This is a genomic window from Pedobacter sp. JCM 36344 (genome assembly GCF_046546555.1).
GTDB lineage: Bacteria > Bacteroidota > Bacteroidia > Sphingobacteriales > Sphingobacteriaceae > Pedobacter.
Map to the genome: position 1 here is coordinate 198001 of NZ_JBKHKK010000004.1, position 19840 is coordinate 217840.

Annotated in this window: 15 protein-coding genes; 3 read left to right on the plus strand and 12 right to left on the minus strand. The window is 38.7% G+C overall.

The window, feature by feature from the left end; all coding sequences use genetic code 11:
- Positions 1 to 104: 104 nt before the first annotated feature.
- The 3 genes from ACHFIZ_RS06045 to ACHFIZ_RS06055 are packed head-to-tail and all read left to right on the plus strand — an operon-like array spanning position 105 to position 2495.
- Positions 105 to 1301 carry a metallophosphoesterase gene (locus tag ACHFIZ_RS06045; RefSeq protein WP_410883866.1) on the plus strand — a complete coding sequence of 399 codons (1197 nt, stop codon included), beginning with the start codon at positions 105 to 107 and terminating at the stop codon, positions 1299 to 1301.
- A gap of 49 nt (positions 1302 to 1350) precedes the next feature.
- Positions 1351 to 2085, plus strand: coding sequence for a CDP-alcohol phosphatidyltransferase family protein (locus tag ACHFIZ_RS06050; protein ID WP_410883867.1), 735 nt, complete (start codon positions 1351 to 1353; stop codon positions 2083 to 2085).
- On the plus strand, positions 2085 to 2495 hold the full coding sequence (locus ACHFIZ_RS06055) for a GtrA family protein (protein ID WP_410883869.1): 411 nt from the start codon (positions 2085 to 2087) through the stop codon (positions 2493 to 2495). The genes ACHFIZ_RS06050 and ACHFIZ_RS06055 overlap by 1 nt, the downstream gene beginning before the upstream one ends.
- 6 nt (positions 2496 to 2501) lie before the next feature.
- Here ACHFIZ_RS06055 and ACHFIZ_RS06060 read toward each other — a convergent pair whose 3' ends face one another.
- The 12 genes from ACHFIZ_RS06060 to ACHFIZ_RS06115 all read right to left on the minus strand — a co-directional run bounded on the left by ACHFIZ_RS06060 (position 2502) and on the right by ACHFIZ_RS06115 (position 19753).
- A complete protein-coding gene (locus ACHFIZ_RS06060) occupies positions 2502 to 4502 on the minus strand; it encodes a sialate O-acetylesterase (protein ID WP_410883871.1) in 2001 nt (666 codons plus the stop codon).
- A gap of 29 nt (positions 4503 to 4531) precedes the next feature.
- Positions 4532 to 6736 (minus strand): alpha-galactosidase, encoded by a 2205-nt coding sequence (locus ACHFIZ_RS06065; RefSeq protein WP_410883873.1) that lies wholly within the window; start codon positions 6734 to 6736, stop codon positions 4532 to 4534.
- 123 nt (positions 6737 to 6859) lie between these two features.
- Entirely contained in the window at positions 6860 to 8944 is a 2085-nt protein-coding gene (locus ACHFIZ_RS06070) for a hypothetical protein (RefSeq protein ID WP_410883875.1), read from the minus strand.
- Between the two features lie 70 nt (positions 8945 to 9014).
- Entirely contained in the window at positions 9015 to 10004 is a 990-nt protein-coding gene (locus ACHFIZ_RS06075) for a transglutaminase family protein (RefSeq protein ID WP_410883877.1), read from the minus strand.
- A gap of 10 nt (positions 10005 to 10014) precedes the next feature.
- Positions 10015 to 10950, minus strand: a complete 936-nt coding sequence (locus tag ACHFIZ_RS06080; protein WP_410883879.1) for an alpha-E domain-containing protein — start codon at positions 10948 to 10950, stop codon at positions 10015 to 10017.
- Positions 10951 to 10959: 9 nt separating this feature from the next.
- Complete coding sequence (locus ACHFIZ_RS06085) at positions 10960 to 12408, minus strand: circularly permuted type 2 ATP-grasp protein (protein ID WP_410883881.1); 1449 nt, start codon at positions 12406 to 12408, stop codon at positions 10960 to 10962.
- Positions 12409 to 12553: 145 nt separating this feature from the next.
- Positions 12554 to 13033: an FKBP-type peptidyl-prolyl cis-trans isomerase gene (locus ACHFIZ_RS06090; RefSeq protein ID WP_410883883.1), complete on the minus strand. Its 480-nt coding sequence runs from the start codon at positions 13031 to 13033 to the stop codon at positions 12554 to 12556.
- Positions 13034 to 13073: 40 nt separating this feature from the next.
- Positions 13074 to 13904 carry an SGNH/GDSL hydrolase family protein gene (locus tag ACHFIZ_RS06095; protein WP_410883885.1) on the minus strand — a complete coding sequence of 277 codons (831 nt, stop codon included), beginning with the start codon at positions 13902 to 13904 and terminating at the stop codon, positions 13074 to 13076.
- On the minus strand, positions 13885 to 15621 hold the full coding sequence (locus tag ACHFIZ_RS06100) for an amidohydrolase (protein ID WP_410883887.1): 1737 nt from the start codon (positions 15619 to 15621) through the stop codon (positions 13885 to 13887). The genes ACHFIZ_RS06095 and ACHFIZ_RS06100 overlap by 20 nt, the downstream gene beginning before the upstream one ends.
- A 17-nt stretch (positions 15622 to 15638) precedes the next feature.
- Positions 15639 to 16928 carry a gluconate:H+ symporter gene (locus ACHFIZ_RS06105; RefSeq protein ID WP_410883889.1) on the minus strand — a complete coding sequence of 430 codons (1290 nt, stop codon included), beginning with the start codon at positions 16926 to 16928 and terminating at the stop codon, positions 15639 to 15641.
- A gap of 3 nt (positions 16929 to 16931) precedes the next feature.
- Entirely contained in the window at positions 16932 to 18413 is a 1482-nt protein-coding gene (locus ACHFIZ_RS06110; RefSeq protein ID WP_410883891.1) for a gluconokinase, read from the minus strand.
- 41 nt (positions 18414 to 18454) lie between these two features.
- Complete coding sequence (locus ACHFIZ_RS06115) at positions 18455 to 19753, minus strand: alpha-L-fucosidase (protein WP_410883893.1); 1299 nt, start codon at positions 19751 to 19753, stop codon at positions 18455 to 18457.
- Positions 19754 to 19840 lie beyond the last annotated feature (87 nt).

A 19840-nucleotide genomic window follows, 5' to 3' on the forward strand; every position in this document is an offset into this window, starting at 1 on the left:
TGTTTATTAAATTCATATTTATCAATATTGAACTATTGTAAAATTATGTTAGGTTGAGCAGTCTTTAACTACTAAGGGGTAATTTTGCTAGCTTTAATTTGATCATGAAAAGAAAACTAAACGTAATTCCTTTACTTGTAATCGCTATACTATTCTTTTTACTAAACTGGTATGTTCTTTCGGGTCTAATGGTTGCTTTCACTCATCCATCAGTCCCATTGTTCTTCTGGACATTTGTCGCTGTTTCAACCGCCATGCTAGCGTATTCTATCTCAAAAATTCAGACTCTGGGAATGGGCGTTCTGTTCAAAATTGCTACACATCTATTTTTAGTGCTATTTGCCGCCGAGGTTCTATTTATGGTTCTACTGCTTGCTGGAGATGCCTATTACCTTATTGCTCGTGTGCCAAGGAGTGTCACATGGATTAAATTTGATCTTATTGTTGCCGGGTTTTTGATTTTGATTTTTATCTACGGTATAGTTCGGGGAAAGTATGCCTATCGTGTTTTGCGGCACACGCTTTATTTCGATGATTTGCCACAAAGCTTCGACGGATTTACCATTACGCAGATTTCTGATGTGCATTCAGGGAGTTTTAGCAATGTAAATGCTGTACAAAGAGGAATTGATATGATTAAAGCACAAAAATCCGATGTTTTTGTGTTCACTGGCGACCTCGTTAATAATAAAGCTGATGAGATTAAACCCTGGATAGAACGCTTCAGCCAAATAAAAGCGCCTTTTGGACAGTTTTCCATATTAGGAAACCATGACTACGGTGATTACGTTAAGTGGGAATCTGAACATAGCAAGAAAGAAAACCTACAGCGGTTAAAGTCTTATCATAAAGAGCTAGGATATAAATTGTTGCTCGATGAACATGTCGAACTGCATAAAGGAAATGATAAATTAACTCTAGCAGGAGTAGAAAATTGGGGTATCGGTTTTGGTGAACGGGGTGACCTAAGGAAAGCACTTTCTGGAACCTTACCAAATGATTTCAAGATCTTACTGTCTCACGATCCATCACATTGGGAAGCAGAGGTAATTAAATATAGTTCAAAAGTTCATCTCACCCTTTCCGGCCATACTCATGGCATGCAATTTGGCATAGAAGCGTTAGGTGTAAAATGGAGTCCGGTGAAATACCGATATAAACATTGGGCTGGAATAAAACATATTAATGGAATGTATTTAAATGTAAACCGAGGGTTCGGATTCATAGGATTCTCTGGGCGTGTAGGTATCTGGCCGGAAATAACGGTTATTGAGTTGAAAAGAAAAGACGGTACAAGTTAAATTATATACTTTTGTACTGCAATAAAAAAAGCAGAACTACAAGATCCGAATGGAAAACAGCAAAGTAAAAGATATAGATGCAACTCCCGATCCTGAAACCGGCACCTTAAAAAGAATATTTCAGGATAGAAAAAGGACAAATTTATTAAGCAAGCCGGAGCAAGCAACGATATCATACCTTGTAAAGCGAGTTCCAGATTTTGTCACTTCTAATATGCTTACGGTTATTGGTACCGCAGGATCCGTACTTGTTTTGCTAGGGTTTGTTTTGGCGACTTACCTCGACCGTCCTTACATGCTTTTGGGTATACTTGGTCTAACTATCAATTGGCTTGGAGATTCCCTTGACGGGCGTATCGCTTATTATCGCAATATTCCAAGAAAATGGTTTGGTTTCTCACTTGATATCATCATGGACTGGGTGGGCACAGTGCTTATTGGTTTAGGTTACATGGTTTATGCACGAAATCAATTTGAACTAATTGCATTTGTCTTCGTTGTGCTGTATGGGTGGGCTATGATCATTTCACAACTTCGATACAAGATCACAGATGTCTACAGTATTGATTCAGGAATCGTCGGCCCTACTGAAGTTCGAGTAATTCTTGCTATTATTTTAGTTGTGGAAGTCGTACAACCGCATCTGATTGAATATTTTGCTACAGGAATGTGTATAGCTCTTTTCATTATCAATATCCTTGATACCAGAAAGCTCTTAAAACTTGGTGATATTCGTGATAATGCTGAGCGATTGGAAAAACTTCCAAAGAAGAATAGTGCCTAATGAATAAAAACAATGCTGTCTTTGTCTTCGCTAAAGCTCAACTTTCCGCTTTTTTAGGGGGACTTATCGATTATGGGGTGATGATATTCTGCACAGAAGTGCTGGGTGTATACTATCCTATTTCTATAGCTATAAGCGGCGTTGTAGGAGCTATATTCAACTTCTTAGTAAATCGGTATTGGACCTTTAAAGCTGGCAAAACAAGCTGGACTCCCGTAGGAGACCAACTTGTTAGATTTATCTTCGTTGTTGCCGGAAGTATCTTTCTGAAAAGCACCGGCACTTATTTGTTTACAAATTGGCTAAAGATTAACTACAAATTCAGCCGTATCATTGTTGACATTATTGTTTCGCTGGGATTCAATTATCTGCTGCAAACCTACTGGGTTTTTAGAAAAAAGCCGATCTAATGAAAGCTATTTTTTACCCAGAGTCATATCCGGCCAATTATCTGTCTTGAATGGTGATGCAGGTAGGCCTGATCCATCTACCAGATTACAGATTGGGTTGTTGGCCCATGCATATCTAACCGAAACCGGATTTGGTACCTCAGTACTACTTACTATAATTCGGTTTCCCTCAATTTTCGCATCTGCCCAATGAAATTTCTTGTCTGCACCCGCAACAGCGAAGCCCTCAACTTTTCCACCATCCTTTGTTTTCAAACCGCTTTCAATTCCAGTGAAACTTAGTTTGACAGAGTTGCCATTCGTCTGTTGTGACTTATAAACAGGACCAGTAAAAGGTATTTTAATTCCATAATCTTTAGCCAGTGCAATTAGTGCCAGTCTTTTGCCGACATCTTGCTTATTCTTGGGATGAATGTCTGCTGCATTCCCAATGTCAATCGCCACGGCCATGCCGGTGTTTGGCAGAGACAATGCTTGCCTTTGAGCATCTCTTAACTCCGCCCAGGCGGAAGGAACGGGCTCAGAATCTACCTTCATGAAATTAGCAAGTTGAACAAAGTAGAAAGGAAAGTTAGGCTGTTTCCAGCTTTTTCTCCAATCTTCAATCATTGCTGGAAATAAGACGCGGTACTGATTAGCCCTATCTGCATTACTTTCACCTTGATACCAGATTGCTCCTTTAATTGGAAATTGTAAATATGGATTAATCATTGCATTGTATAGTACAGTGGTTCTGTTGGGACCATCACTATTTACCGGCATTGGAGCTATAGTTTTGAAATCCAATCCTAGCTTAAATTTCCATTCCCCGTTAAGCGAAATCGTTTCGCCGTTTGAAGAAGAAATTGCAAGTATATTTTTTCCTCCATAGATGCCTCCTCCGCCACCAGTATCGGTAACTCTAACTGAGATGACCAATGAACCAGACTTAACTTGCTCAGCCGGTATATTGTATACTCTGTTATTGTTATAACCAACGGTTTCGCCTACCTTAAGTCCGTTAACAAATGTTACGTCATTGTCGTCAATAGGCCCCAGACTTATTCTAACCTCTTTACCCACCCATGTTTCCGGGACATTGATTGTTTTTCTAAACCAAACGACTCCATCCACATTATCCATTCCACTAGTTTCCCAGCTTGCTGGTAGGGTTATCGATTTCCATGAGGTGGCGTCAAATGAAGCAGAGTGCCAACCAGCATCACCGCCCTTAAGGCCTGCGTCATTAATTAAAACCAGCTTACTCCAAGTTACTAACTGTTCTTCCACTGAAGGAGTTTTGCCTTTCTGCGTTGAGGATTCAATCTTCTGTACTGCTGAAACAAAATCCGGAATTGTCTTTAGCGTTGCCCCACTCGTCCAGGCCTCAGCAATTGTCCCTCCCCAACTGGTATGAATTAAACCGATCGGAATACCAGTTTTTTTAAACACTTCCCTGGCGAAAAAATAGGCTACGGAAGAAAATTCAGGGATATTCTTTGAATTACAGGTTTTCCATCCACCCTCCCATACCTTTGCATCGGCTAGTGGTGAATTACTAGTCACGTGATTTGCCTGTAGCAATCTTATTTTTGGATAGTTCGCATCCTTAATCTCCTGCTCATAATTATCAATCTTTCCCCAACCGGCCACTGGCATTTCCATGTTTGACTGTCCTGAGCAAACCCAAATATCACCAATCAACACATCGTTAAGTACGGTCTTTTCACCATCATCTACAGTGACTGTATATGGTCCCCCAAACGACGGAGTTGTTATCCCGATTTTAAAATCACCATTTTTATCTGCAACTACTGATGTTGGCGCCTTGGCCCAAGTTGCGCTAACAATTACAATCTTACCAGCATCCGTTTTACCCCATATCCAAGCTTTAGTTTTTTGCTGAAACACCATGTTGTTTCCAAAAACAGAAGGTAATTTTACCTTAGCCTGGGTAGTTTCGTACGTGAGAAATATCGAGGAGAACAACAGTCCAGTTCGAAGAATTTTAAAGAAATTGATGCTCATATATATAAAGTTTTATAATTATTAACTTACTACTTTATTTCATCTATTTGTAGTATCACACTTGTTCTACCAGAGTTGACATTTGGGTTGAAACCAATATTCATCAAAAAATCTCCTGTATAAGATTTTTTCGAATCAATTGTTGAATTAGTTCCAGGGTAAATATTCAATTCTTTGATATTGTATTTCTTAGCAGCATCGAGACCTTTTAATTTAACAGGCATTTTACTGCCTTCATCGTATCTATTATTTACAAGATAACTGAACATGACACCGGAAGTCTTTGTCCCATTTAGATATAACATAGACGCCACGCTTCCTTCTCTTGGGTTTGCCAGGCGATATTGATCACCGTGCCAGATAATAGGCTTTACTATATTATACGTTTTGATGGCCTCCTGGCAGTATTTTAAGTCGTTGTCTTTAAGATGGCTTACCACAATATCGAATCCGAGCTTGCCCATCATGGCCACGTCAGTGCGAAACTTAATCGATTGTTTACCCCAGTCGGTGACGTGGTTTGATGATGTAATAGCCGGATAAAAATAGGAGTACTCCCATTGAATGAAGATGCGTTCCAATGGATCCGTATTATCACTTGGCCAAAACTCAGTAAAATATTTCAATGCAGCATAGTCAACGCGTCCGCCTCCACCAGAACACAACATCATTGGCACAGTGGGATATTTTGCACGGACTCGCTCTAATACCTTATAAAGGCCTCGCATGTATTCAATATAGAAGTGATTTTGGTTACCCAATGTTGCTGAATATGCATTATATATCACTGCGTTGCAATCCCATTTAATAAATGCAAGTTCAGGATTTTTGATGAATAGATCATTGACCACCCCAAATACAAAATCTTGCACTTTTGGATTGGTTAAATCCAATACCAACTGATTTCTGTAATAGTACTCCTCACGTTTAGGTTGTTTTACCACCCAATCAGGATGTTGCTCATATAGCTGGCTTTTAGGGTTTACCATTTCAGGTTCAATCCAGATGCCGAATTTTACATTATTACTTTTAGCCTCTTTAACCAAAGAAGAAACTCCGTTTGGCAGTTTTGTTTTATTTTCTTCCCAATCTCCCAAGCCTGCCCCATCGCCGTTGCGTGGATACTTGTTAGCAAACCATCCATCATCCAGCAGAAAAAGATCTACTCCCAACTTTTTAGTATCCTTTAACAGGTCAAAAAGTTTAGCTTCATTAAAATCAAAATATGTTGATTCCCAGTTATTTAATAGAGTCAGCCTATCCCCTTTTCCATCTAAAACTCTATAATTTCTTGCCCAATTGTGCATGTTTCGGCTAGCTACACCTTTCCCAGTAGTAGAAAACGTATAAAGGAATGCAGGGGTGGTAAATTCTTCATTCGGCTTAAGGGTATAGGGGGAAGCATAGTTGTTTATACCCGAAATGATTTTTAAGTTGTTCAAGTAATCAAGTTCAATATCTGTTTTGAAGTTTCCACTATACTCGAGCGCACCAAAAAGGACGGTACCTTCATCTTCAGTAGCTGGTTTATCCATTGAAATCATAAATACAGATGGCTGAAATATATTTGCACGTGTGCCTAATTTCGTATCTAAAGTTTTTATACCATGAGTAATTTTGGACTCTTCAGGTTGCATTTCCTTTGCCCAGTCGCCATGATATTGATTCAGCCAAAAGCCGCCTGCTTTCAGATATAGATTTGCTGAGGCATATTTTTGAAGAAGAACATTTCCTTTTTCTTTATGCTTAATCACACTCCACTGTTCTAACACATCATCTTTGTAGTAAGATTTGTAGTATAGGGTTACCTGGAAGTCGTAAATCGGATCTTTCAGAATAATACTTAACAGTGATACGTCATCGCTCTCCTTTTTGATACTATGGCTTACATATCGAAGGTCCAGTGAGTTATTTCCATCTGAATGGGTTACGGTAATGGCTGGTTCCATTAAACTCCTAGAACCCGATGAGGTATAAGCGGAATTCAAAACACCTGTATATTCTGCCGATTGCTTAAACTGAGATGGGATAAGCTCATACTCAGTGGGGCTGCTGAGCTTTTTACCGAAATATATGGTATTTAAATTTTTCTTATCGTCTGCTTGCAAAACAAGAGCATTACTCTTAGTCTCTAATGTAATGTTTACTTTCTGGGCATTTACCTGGCTCGCAAATAGCAAGAGGGCAATTACAGGACCATTCAGGTTTCTGAAAAATGGTTTTTTGAATTTCATTGTGTGAGTATTCTTTGGCTGTGTATTTCAAATTTAGTCTTCTGTACCCAATTTTTATGTATCAAATTAGCATATTGATATGAATTTTTGCCGTCAATTGAGGAAGATTGAAAAGGAAAAACACTAATTATCAATATAAAACGTTTGAGAAAATGCACCGTTTGCCGCAATATCCCAAGCTTCAACTCTCACCCATTTACATCCCGTAAGTTTAGTTTTGAATTGGAACAACCTATCGCCAAACGCTTTAGTATCCGACAAATCGATTTTATCACGATAAATCTTTGTTCCGTCACCCGAAATTATTTCAATAAAATTCATCGGGAATGTCCAATTTAACTTCAGTTTAATATTTGCAATTCCCGTTTTACCCAATGTAATGGTTTCTCCAGAAATTTCGCCATTTATACTTAATTGCGGAATCAACACTTCACCTGTGCTGGAAAAAAATTTCCCTTTTTGCATTGCAGTCAAAACAGGTTGCCAACCCTCGGAATATGATGGCATTTTTTCCATCATCAAATAGTTAACATTTAAATGAGCATACATCTCATTTTCTGGCGTGATCGTAAATAGGTCTGCCTCCGTAATTACCGTTTTCCTTTCCCCCCAATTGTTCATATCGTCAAGCAAATCTAGCACTCGTTTTCCAAGCTTTGGCTCTGAAAGATCTGCAGGCATAGCTTTCCATGCCGCACCCATAAATTGATCAGATTTAAAGAAAGCCTCATCCTTATAAACATCTGGTGCGTTTACAGACCCTTTTGTACGTGCGTGAGCAGTCCAGGCCAGCCCGTTTTCCATTTCGAGAAGTTTCAACATATCGTTCTTATCTCCAATATGATATATCCTACCATAAACTGGATGGTTCTCGAACAATGATTGCCCCTTTTTACGAGACATAATCCAATAAACCTCCTTTGGAAAAAACTCTAGCCAGTGACCTCCAAAAAATTCATTCGGTTCTTCTCCTGGTAATAAAAGCAATTTATCGTCAGAATACTTTTTGCACATGTCAAACAACATCTTCAACTCAAGCAGTCTGAGTTCGTCAGGACCTTGCGGATGCGCTGTATAATGAAATTCTGCAAGATGGACGATGTCAATTCCTGTCTTTTTAAAGACTTTAACAAAGTCAGGTACTTGCGGCATTTCCTTATTTGCCATCATTACTTTCATAACAAACTCATTGTGAAAATGACTAGACATGGTTTTAAATCCGGGTAATTTTACATAAGTATCTTCATGAGTAAACTTTTTGATTTCGGTAAATGCAGACGGTTCATCCTTCTCACTTAGATAGCAGAAAAAATTTAGCCGTTGCTTAGTTAACGGTGGTGCGTTAAACCATGGAACAAACCGATTATCTCCCTTTAAATCCTGCCTGATCCCCATACCGAAACCATCGACAACATTTCTGTAATCATCACCGTACCAGGTAAACTTGAGATTAAAGGCTTCGTCGAGTGGATAAAAATATTGGTGTGGCGCAGGAAAAATTGCAATAGCTCCATTTTGGCCCTTTGCCGCAATTGCTCGATATTTTACTGCAAGATTTTTAGCAGTATCAGTTGGCTTTACTCTGCAAGTCATGAATTCATCACTCGTATTAGTCCATGATATATTTTTCCAGCCAGATTTTTTGTCAATCAGTCCAGCATCGTAAACAATTGCAGTTGCATCATCGATAGTACTTACAACCGCAGCAATGTTGAACATCGAACTACCGTTATAAAAAGTAATTTCTAAATCTCCATTAAATTTGTCTGCACTGAGCGCAGATATTTTAATCACAGTTCTATTACCGACTGTGATAATCTCAGCACTGGTCTTTTTTAATTTTATGGGATAGGTTTTATAAGGTTTTAGAGGAACTTTGTCAAAAAATATATTCCATCCATTCTGAGATAACAGATCCCTTCTACCGATACTTAACAGAAAGACTGGATCAAGATCGCTTGAAATTACTTTTGCAGCTCCTTTCGTGATAATGCTTAGGCTTTTGAAAAGTGGTTCCGTAGGAAGCATATTTAAGACAACCTCGGCAAAACGCTGGTTTTCCGTAGGCCATTTAAAACGAAGCAAATTTCCGCTTACATCAAAAACAGTCTCACTTTTGCGATTGAACTTTATTGTATTGACTTTTACCTGAGCTTTTAGGCCTTCAGGCAGTAAAAAACACAAGATTAAAAATAGCTTAAGCTTCATATTTGGTTGTTAAGAATCCCTAAAATACGGTTTTTTAAGGATTCCTAAAAAGTTGCTAGACGATGCATTATTACTGTTGCTGCTGTTGTTGCTGCTCTGAAACAGCATCCATATAACGTTGATAACTGTTTTTGACTGGCATATTTACGCTTGGTTTATTATAATTTACTTCTTTGGGCTGAAAGTAAGTATCTGCTTCGAAGTCATCATCCTCATGCCCATACCCAACTGACACATTCACTTCAAGAATGTGACTCAGACCACCTTTGTAAACACCTTTTACAGGGGAACAATCACTGAAGTCACGACCAACAGCTAACCTAACATGCTTTTCATTTGCGATGCAGTTATTTGTAGGATCTAGCCCCAGCCAGCCATAATCAGGCAAATATGCCTCTGCCCATGCATGTGTAGCACCTTCACCTCGCATCCCATCTTTATTAGGACAAATATAGCCGCTAACGTATCTCGCAGGTATACCCGCAAAACGCAACATTGTGGTTAACAAATGTGCGAAATCCTGACAAACGCCAGCCTTTAATCCAATAATCTCGTCAATTGTTGAATCCACAGTGGTAACACCTTTAATATAGTCGAAATTTGAAAACACATAAGTGCAAAACTTCACCGCCAGCTTATATGGTGTATCTTCTTTGCTGTGCATATTACTACACGCAGTGAGCAGCATATCAGCACTTTCAAAGTGGCTCTGTTTTAAATAATCAATAAACTCGACATCATTTTTTACGTTAGCAAGCATCCCCCATTGCTCTTTTAAGAAGATATCATCCTGTGGAAGAGGTCTTTCTATAGTCTCTACGTAAATCTTTGAATATATTTTCAACTGGGTATGAGGCTCTGTTTGAGTAAAAACTCCAACCTCATTACCATAATAATCTAGAAATATGTCCACATCAGGAGTATTTGAGATGTTAAGATCATGTAGAATTACCTTTTGAAATTCATCCTTAATAGGAAAAAGGATTATCTGATTTGCACTATCACGAATAGGTGTTTCATACTTATAATTTGTAATGTGCTTTATTTTAAATACTGGCATCGTCTAGTGATTAAGATTTGGCAAAATAATATTCATCAAGCAGATTGGCTATTCCATACAATTCGTTTCTAATCTTCAAAAGATAATTGTGCAAGCCTTCTGACTTCATTGAATTAACAGAATTGTATGTTACGGTACTAGTTAATCTACCAATATTGAAAGAAAGATTATTATAATGTTGAATGTTTTTGTCACTTTTTAAACGGACAAAATATCGTTGTATATTATTAACAGAATAAATTGCTGACCGGGGGAAATCTCGATTTAACATTACAAGTTCTAGGATGTTATCAGCTGTGAACCCTTCTCTATAAGATTTTAAATACAACTCGTAGCCTCCAAGAGAAAGCAGCAAATGTTTCCAATAAGAGGTATCTGTAAGCAGATCTGGATCTGAGCTAATTGAATTAAATTTTGTGTCCAAAATATCAATCGATTGTATACTACGCTCGAGGTATTTTCCTATGCTCATAAAACTCCTGATCTCACCACGCTCCATAGTACTATCTGCGGTTCCATAATAGAGCATGACTTGCTTGACAAGGATATCCAGAGCTGTGAGCGGATCATCCTTCTGTACATACCAAAGTAGCTTTGGATCTTTAACTGTATGATAATAATCATTCAAACACTGCCATAGATCTTTTGCTATGTGCTCTTGAACACTTCTTGCATTTTCCCTGGCCAGTGTTATAATATTTAGTATAGAATTGGGATTATTTCTATTAAACAGCAGGTACTCGATTACAGACCTACTATCTGTCCTTATTCGGGATATATCTTCTTCATCACCGCCACTATAAAGGCGGAGAACTGGATTCCAGGTAAATTCCTGAATGGTATCCTGTGAAGAAGCATAGTTAATTTTAATCATCCTTAAAATACCATCACTACGTTCTACGTAACGACTCAACCAATATAAACTTGAGGCAACTCTACTTAACATATTTTTATTTTAAGATGATAAAACCCAGGTATCTTTACTTCCACCACCCTGTGAGCTATTGACTACTAGTGACCCTTCCTTTAGGGCAACCCGGGTCAAGCCGCCCGGAACAATGGAAATGCCATCAGGGCCATATAGTGCATAAGGCCTTAAATCCACTCTTCTAGGATGAAGCATACCATCAATGTAGCATGGAGCACTTGATAAACTAATAGTCGGTTGAGCGATGAAGTTTCTTGGATCTTTCAAAATTTCTATTTTATATTCGTCGATTTCAGATTCCGTCGCAGCATGGCCCATTAACATACCATATCCGCCACTTCCATTAGTCTTTTTTATAACCATTTTATTGATATTCTCGAAAACGTACGCCTGTTCATCGGGTTTATCCAGTCCATAAGTTGGTACGTTTTTAAGCAAAGGCTCTTCATTCAGGTAATATTTGATCATATCTGGAACATAACTGTAAACAGCTTTATCATCAGCCACCCCGTTTCCAACAGCATTTATGATAGCGACGTTTCCCTTTCTGTATGCACTCATCAATCCTGCCACACCTAACACACTCGATGGATTAAAGACTAACGGGTCAATGAAGTCATCGTCTACCCTCCGGTAAATAACATCAACCTGCTGTAGTCCAGTAGTGGTCTTCATGAATACCTTATGATCACGAACTAATAAATCTCTTCCTTCTACAAGCTCTACGCCCATTAATCGTGCTAGTGTAGTATGCTCATAATAGGCGGAGTTGTACATTCCAGGACTAAGCAACACAATCGTAGGATTGGAAACGGCTCTAGGAGAAAGAGAGAGTAGATTTTTATAAAGTATCGAAGGATACTCTGTCACGCTTCTGACCTTACATTGTGGAATAAGATCAGGAAATAATCGTTTGGTGATTTCCCTGTTCTCCAGCATGTAACTAACACCAGAAGGTGTCCTTAAATTATCTTCAAGCACGTAAAAAGTTCCATCAAAATCCCTGATAAGATCTATCCCGGCTATATGTGTGTAAATATCATGTGGCACCTTGAGCTGATACATTTCCCTTAAAAAATGGGGACAGGAATAAATTAAAGTGGCCGGTATCACGCCGTCTTTGATAATGAACTGTGTACTGTAAACGTCCTTAAGAAAAAGATTAAGAGCCTTTAATCTCTGTTTAATTCCCTTTTCAATAAACGACCACTCACTAGAAGTAATAACCCGTGGGATAATATCAAATGGAAAAATCTTCTCGATACCCTCACCACTGTCATAAACAGTGAAAGTAATGCCCTGGCTCATGAAAAGGCTTTTAGCTAGCTCCTCTTTTTTATTTAAATCATTTGCAGATTCCCTTTCAAGATAATTGATGATTTTATGGTACTGTTCCCTAAGATTATTGTCAGAAATATACATTTCATCCCAAGTATTAGGAACATTTTGGTAATTATTCAACTTAATTGTACTCATAAACCTAAAATATTTCTAATTATAAGACATTTTAAGCGAAAAATATAAAAAGGTTCGGAATTTATTGTTTCAATATCCCCTAATTCAACAATATTTGCAATTTATTGGATAAACACTAGTCGGGAAAATTAATTACTAGTCGCTCTCACTTCACATCGCTGAGCTCTACCGTAAAATCCAACACTGAATTTGCAGGAATTTTTGGGTAAACTTGATTGCCGTATCCGTAAAAAGATGGAAGCAATAATCTAATCTTTCCTCCCTTTCTAATCAAAGGAATACCAGCCTGCCATCCTGTGATCGCGTTGCTCAATGGAAAGGTCGCTGGAGTGGTTGTAGAATCAAAAACTGTTCCGTCCAATAGTCTCCCAGTATAAATTACCGAAATGGTACTGAGGCTATTAAGTTTCTCTCCAGCACCAGGAGCAATGATCTGGTAGAAAATGTTATACATAGAATCTTTAATAATAGGAATATTATTCGCAATGGCAAAAGCACGAATAGCAGTAGTATCTTTTTTAAACTGCCCTTCAACATCAAAATTCTCTATACCAAGGTTCTTCTTACAGGCGGTTAAACCAACACCTAAGCAAATCAATAGTAGTAAATACTTTGTCTTTTTCATAGTCTTACAAAGATAAACTTTAAAAAGCATCTTGAAAATATTATAACGGTTTTAACACTTTGATAAGCTCTTGAGAAATTATTTGATAACCTCGATCAGATGGATGTAAGCCGTCATAAGTTACGTTTATAGCTGATTCCGGATAAGGATACTCATCAGACGGAGAAAAAGGGATTTTAGTATATTCCGGATAAGGGTAGTTTTGGTATACGCCTGTTAGAGGGTCTTTTAAGCGTTTGTAAGCAACAAGATTCTTGATAGCCATCCCTTTTCTATGAAAAAGATCGATAACCTTAATCTTTTCTTTCCTGCCAATCTCATTAATCGCGTTGGCAAAACTCTCTAATAATTGGCCATTTTTTTCATGGTATGATCCCCATGCATTATTGTTCTTATCTAACAGATAAACAAAATCTGTGCGCTGCATAGGTGTAATCAAAATGATCTTTGCATCTGGATTTAACATTCTGATTTTATTAATAATAATGCGGAAAGACCCGTAAAGTGTGTTATTCCCTGTATCCTTCTCATAATCGGAAAGCTTACCTATCGGAATTCCAGACCACCAGTCGTTAGTTCCCAGGAAAACTGAATATATATCTGCTTTTACGATTCCGAGCTTATCTATCTCCCTAGCTATACCGGACGAGGTCCATCCGTTATGTCCTTGGTTAATAAAATTTATATGAGGAAGGGCTTCCTGAACTCTAGTCATGTAACCCTTTGTAACTCTATTGCCTGTTTCATTAATATGATCATTTAGGTAAGTGATGGAATCGCCTATTGCCACCCATGTAACTTCTTTCTTTTTAAACGAGATAGAAGCAAATACGACGATAATTAAAGTAATATCAATAATTCTTTTTCTCATATACTTTATCTCCGTTTAAATATGTCTTAATAACTTTTACTTTTAATACTTTTTCACGAGACACCTTCATAATGTCCTCATCGAGAATCACAAAATCTGCAAATTTGCCCTTTTCAATACTTCCCTTTTCATTTTCTTCAAAACTACCTCTCGCTGCCCAAATGGTCATCCCTCTTAAAGCTTCTTCTCTGGTGAGTGCATTTTCCATTTGGAAACCATTATTAGGATAACCCTTTTTATCTTTACGAAATACTGCACTGTTAAAAGTTAAGACAGGATCAATTTCCTCCACCGGAAAATCAGTTCCAAGTACCAACCAGCCATTTTGCTTCATCAATTGCTTATTGGCGTAGGCACCCTTAATTCGCTCCTTGCCTAGCCTTTCACCAGCCCAGTACATATCTGAAGTCGCGTGTGTCGACTGAACAGAAGGGATAATGGAAAATTTACCAAACTGAGCGAAATCTTGTGGGGAGATTACCTGCGCATGTTCGATACGCCATCTTCTGTCATTCCTTCCCCTCAAAACTTTTGCGTAAATATTTAGAATTTCTCGATTTGCAGAATCACCGATCGCATGGGTACACATCTGAAATCCCTTATTGAAGATTTTCTCTGCTACCTCCTGAAAATGCTTTTTATCATTCAACAGGAAGCCACGGTGATTATCCCTATCAGAATAAGGTTGCAACAAGCAGGCACCCCTGGAGCCCAACGCCCCATCCGCATAAACTTTGAAAGAACGTACGTTCAATCTATCAGTTTTGATTGCGCCTTTCGCAAAAAGATAATCATAGTTGACCGGCTTATCTGAAAGCATCACATACATCCGCATTTTTAGTTCCTTCTGTTTCTGTAAACTATCAATAAAATCTACTGCTTCATGATCCAGACCGCAATCAGTAACGCTTGTCAAGCCAACAGCAAAACAATTTTGCTGCGCAGCAAGTACTGCTGCTTTCACTTGGATAGCGGTACCTGATGGGATCTTTTCAGACACAAGATCAACTGCGTTATCTACCAGTAGCCCCGTTAGTTTTCCATCGAAAGTAACAATATCTCCACCTGTTAACTGCTGACCAGCTTTTAGATCGGCAGTTTTTATAGCTGCAGTGTTAGCGATTGCGGCGTGACCATCAATTCTGGTTAAAAACACGGGTCTTCCAGGGAATAAGCTGTCTAATGCAGAATTGGTCGGAAACTGCTTTTCAGTCCAATCATTTTGATCCCAACCTCTGCCTATAAGCCAGCCACCTTCATTAGTTTTCGAAAATTCAATCAATCTTTGCAAAACCTCTTGCCAACTTGCAGTACCGGTGAGATCGACCTGCTGCAATGTTACACCATACTGAAAGAAATGTGAATGGCCATCTATAAATCCTGGGTAAACAGCTTTGCCACCAACATCGAGCACCTCTTTCCCATTATAAGCCGCCTGTATATCAGTGGATGATCCGGTCTGTAAAATTTTTCCATCTTTAACAGCAAACGCCTCGACAACAGAAAAGGATCCATCTACTGTATACACTTTAGCATTATAGACCACAAGATCAGCCTGCTTCTTAGCCGAGCAGGCGCATAAAAGCGTAACAATAGGCAAATAAAAAAAAATTAGCTTCATATATTTATATTTTTTAGTCCACATCCCGATCAAAATGATTTCGATATCGAAGCTATCCTGAATATATCCGTAACTGATATTTGAGGCTACTGGCATAAGGCAAGATAAATAGATTACAAAAACTGATTTAATAATAAAACTCCTAGAAGGCCTAGAACCGATACGATAGTTTCCATTACTGACCAGGTGCTGAATGTCTCTCTAAGCGTTAGGTTAAAATATTCTTTAAACATCCAGAATCCGGTATCATTTACGTGAGAAAACAACAGACTTCCTGCACCCACAGATAATACCATCAATTCAGGAGAGGCACCAAATCCAATTAACGGCAAAACGATCCCAGAAGCGGTTAGAGCGGCAACAGTGGCAGAACCTAAAGTAACCCTCAGTGCTCCGGTAATTAGCCAGGCCAATAACAAGGGTGACAAGTTTAAAGTAGATGTTAGATCCTTAACGGTATTACCAACACCACTGTCAACTAAAATTTGTTTAAAACCACCACCAGCTGCAATGATTAAGATGATCATCGCGATACTTTTAACACCTGCCGTGCATGATTCCATTGCTACTGTTATTTTTATCTTTTGGATGAAAATAGTAAATACAATTGCTGTAAGCAAAGCAACAGTGGGATCTGCAAGAAAAACAAACAAACTTTTGAACGAATAATCATAGGATACCCCTGAGCCAATTGTGCCCACAATTATGATAAATACAGGTAATAATGCAGAAGTAAAACTACTTAATGTTGAGGGCAATGAACTCTCGTCAGGGATCATAAAGGGCGTATCAAATACTTTCTTGTCTCTTTTTATGATCATTCTCGGGAATAGCACACCGGCAACTACGGCAATTGGTACACTCAACATCAAGCCATAAAGCAAGGTCTTTCCCATATCTGCATGGAAGATCGCAGCTAAAGCAACTGGCCCCGGATGAGGGGGTAAAAAGCCGTGCGTAACAGATAATGCAGCAGCCATCGGTAGGCCGACATAAAGCTTCGGAAGCTTCGTGGTCGCGGCTATTGCGAACACCAGAGGTATCAAAACCACAAAACCCGCATTATAAAACAACGGAATACCAACTAGAAAACCAGTAAGCAAAATAGCCCATTGAATATTTCGCTGACCGAAAGCACCAATTAAAATAAAAACAATCTTCTTTGCTGCGCCACTATCCTCAATAAGCTTTCCCATCATAGCTCCGAGTGCCAATACCAACACCATACTTCCAAGAGTACTTCCCACACCTGCGCTAATCGAAAGCATTACCTTATTTGCTGGCATCCCTAGCAGTAAACCCGTTACGATGGCCACAATTACCAACGCTATCATAGGGTTTAACTTCCGTATAATCAGCAACAGCAGCAATAGTATTCCAAATAGCACTATAAATAAAGACATCTGTTAATGATTAAGTTGCTGCAGCTGTTTCATAAGCGGTTTTAGAGAAAGATAAAGCGCTTTAAATATGGGAAATATTTTCTGGTAAGTTTCATGATTTGCTATGTTAGGCAATATTGAATGGAGATTTTTATCGTTCAGCGAAAGGTTGAGCTTCAATGTTTTGGCTGCAAGAATTACCGCTCCGATTGCAGATGCATCCTCTTCTTGAATAAGTACTAATTTCTTACCGGTTATATCTGCCAATATTTGCATCCAAACTTCAGACTGAACAAAGCCACCGCTTACATTCAATTGGGTAATTGCTTCACCATTACTTTCCACCACCTGCAACACCTCATACAAGGTAAAGCATATGCCTTCCAGAACAGCTCTCGCGAGCTGAGGTCTGCTGTGATGAAGTCTTAGTCCAAAAAATGTTCCGCAACTGTCCGAATCCCACAATGGAGCACGTTCCCCTGACAAGTAAGGTAAAAACAATAAACTATCGCTACCTGCTTCAACTTGACTAATGCGCTTAAATAGTTGCGTGTAGACGATCTCAGTCAGCTCCGATTCCCCGAAAATATTCTTTAACAACCATTGAACAGCAGACCCACCATTGTTAACAGCTCCACCACAAATGAAAAATTCATTATCCAAAACATAATTAAAGGTCATAGCAGGATAATTAATAATAGGAATTCTACTCGCCACTCTTACAGCCCCGCTGGTGCCAATTGTCAAAGCAGCTATGCCAGGCTCGATTGCAAGACTTCCTAGGTTTGCCAGACAGCCATCACTTGCACCAATTACAAATTGAGTAGAGGCAAAAGCACTAAGACTTTGATCTCTCAATTCAAGTCCAGAACGCGTATAATCGGTCTGCACAAGCGTAGAAAGTTGTTCTTTAAATATTCCAGCCAATTCAAGAGCTTGACTATCCCATTCCAGACTATGAATATTGAAGAGGCCTGTGGAGGAGGCAATGGAATGGTCAACAGCAAATTCAGCAAAAAGCTTGTACCAGATATATTCTTTGATAGAAAAAACCCTGTGCAATTTTTCAAATAAAGCAGGTTGATTTTCTCTAAACCAAATGATCTTACAAAGGGGCGACATGGCATGAATAGGAGTTCCGGTACGTTCGTAAAGCCATTTCCCGGCTTCAGAATCTTTAATGCGTGCCGCAATAGCTGCACTTCTTGAATCCGCCCAGGTAATCATCGGAGAGAGCAATTCATTATGCTCATCGGCCAAGATCAAACCATGCATGGCACTGCTTAATGAAATTGCGAGAGGCTGGATGCTGAGCTTATCATAAAATGTTAGCAAGCAGGTCTTGAAGGCAATCCAGATCGCTTCTGGATCCTGCTCTGCAAAACCACCCTGCGTTGATTTGGTATCATTGTAAACCTGATGAACTGATAGTGTCTCACCTCCTAAACCGACTGCAACGGCCTTTGTGCTTCCTGTTCCAATATCAATACCGAGTAAGTATTCCATCGGCTAAATTTAATATTTAAAGGCAAGCATTAGCGAAAAATCTAAAAAGTCAACTTTACCACAGTATCTAGGCTCTCTGCCGATGCAGTTTCAAGATTTATAGTTAAATCACCCTTATCCTGCTTGAACTTGAGTTTTCTATTACCATCCAGCAAAGTTGCCGACCTGACTTTTTTATTCCCCACTGGAACAGTCACAGTTTTATTGTCTGGTAAAGTAAGCACATGTGTATACCAAATTTTCTCTTTTGCTGTAACCACACCCCAAAGTTGTGCAGCCACGACATTACCTCGCGTACCATAAATGCTCTCACTGTTTACCTTCATCCAATCCCCAATCTTTAAAAGGGTATCGGAAAACTCTGGTTGGATTTTTCCATTGGGCATTGGACCTACATTCAAAAGAAAATTTGCATCTCTACCAGCTGCATTTACGAGGTAATGTACAAGTTGCTTAACAGACTTGTAGCTGCGGTCATTAATATTGAAACCCCAGCTGCCGTTCATCGTTTCACAAGTCTCTAATGGAATAGTACCAATTTTCGCTCCAGCACTAAATCCTGCAGTATTATTACCCGGAAGATCCTTTTCGAACAATTGAAAATCCTCACCAGCTTTCGGCGCCAGATGATGGTTGTTCCCAATCATGATTTCCGGATTCAATTTATGGATTAATGCATAGATCTCATCATAGTGCCAATTGACGTCTTTACGTTCCCAGTCGCCGTCAAACCAAATTCCTTTAATACTTGGATAATTTGTGATCAATTCCGTCAACTGCGTTTTCATAAAATTTATATAGCTATCCCAGTCTCCTTTTACAGGCTTACCATTAACTATTTTACTACCAAAAGAATAATCTTCTCTGCCCCAGTCTAATAGCGAATAATAAAACCTAAGTTCAATTCCTTCTTTAACACATTCATCAGCAAGCTCTTTTAAGGGATCCTTTTTGTAGGGTGTTGCATCTACGATGTTATAAGGCGAGGCTTTTGTATTGAACATACTAAAACCGTCATGGTGCCTCGAGGTAATAGTAATGTATTTCATACCTGAGTTTTTTGCTAAAGCGACCCACTCCTTCGCATTAAATTCTTGTGGATTAAAGAAATCAGCTAACCTTTTATAATTGTAATATGGTATTTTTCGAGTATGCATGATCCACTCTCCATCGCCTAGAACGCTATATATGCCCCAATGAATGAACAAGCCAAACTTCATATCCATAAATTTTTCTCTTGCTTTTAAGTTGGAGGGAGATGGAACATAACTTGAAGATTGCTGGGCATTTGCTTTGAATACAAATAGCAACAGCACAATGATTAGAACATTACGTTTCATAAATATGTTTATTTACAGGTTTATTTATATTTTATTCTGGCAAATTAGCATTTTACAAATCCTATATCTTATCTACTTTTACCAATT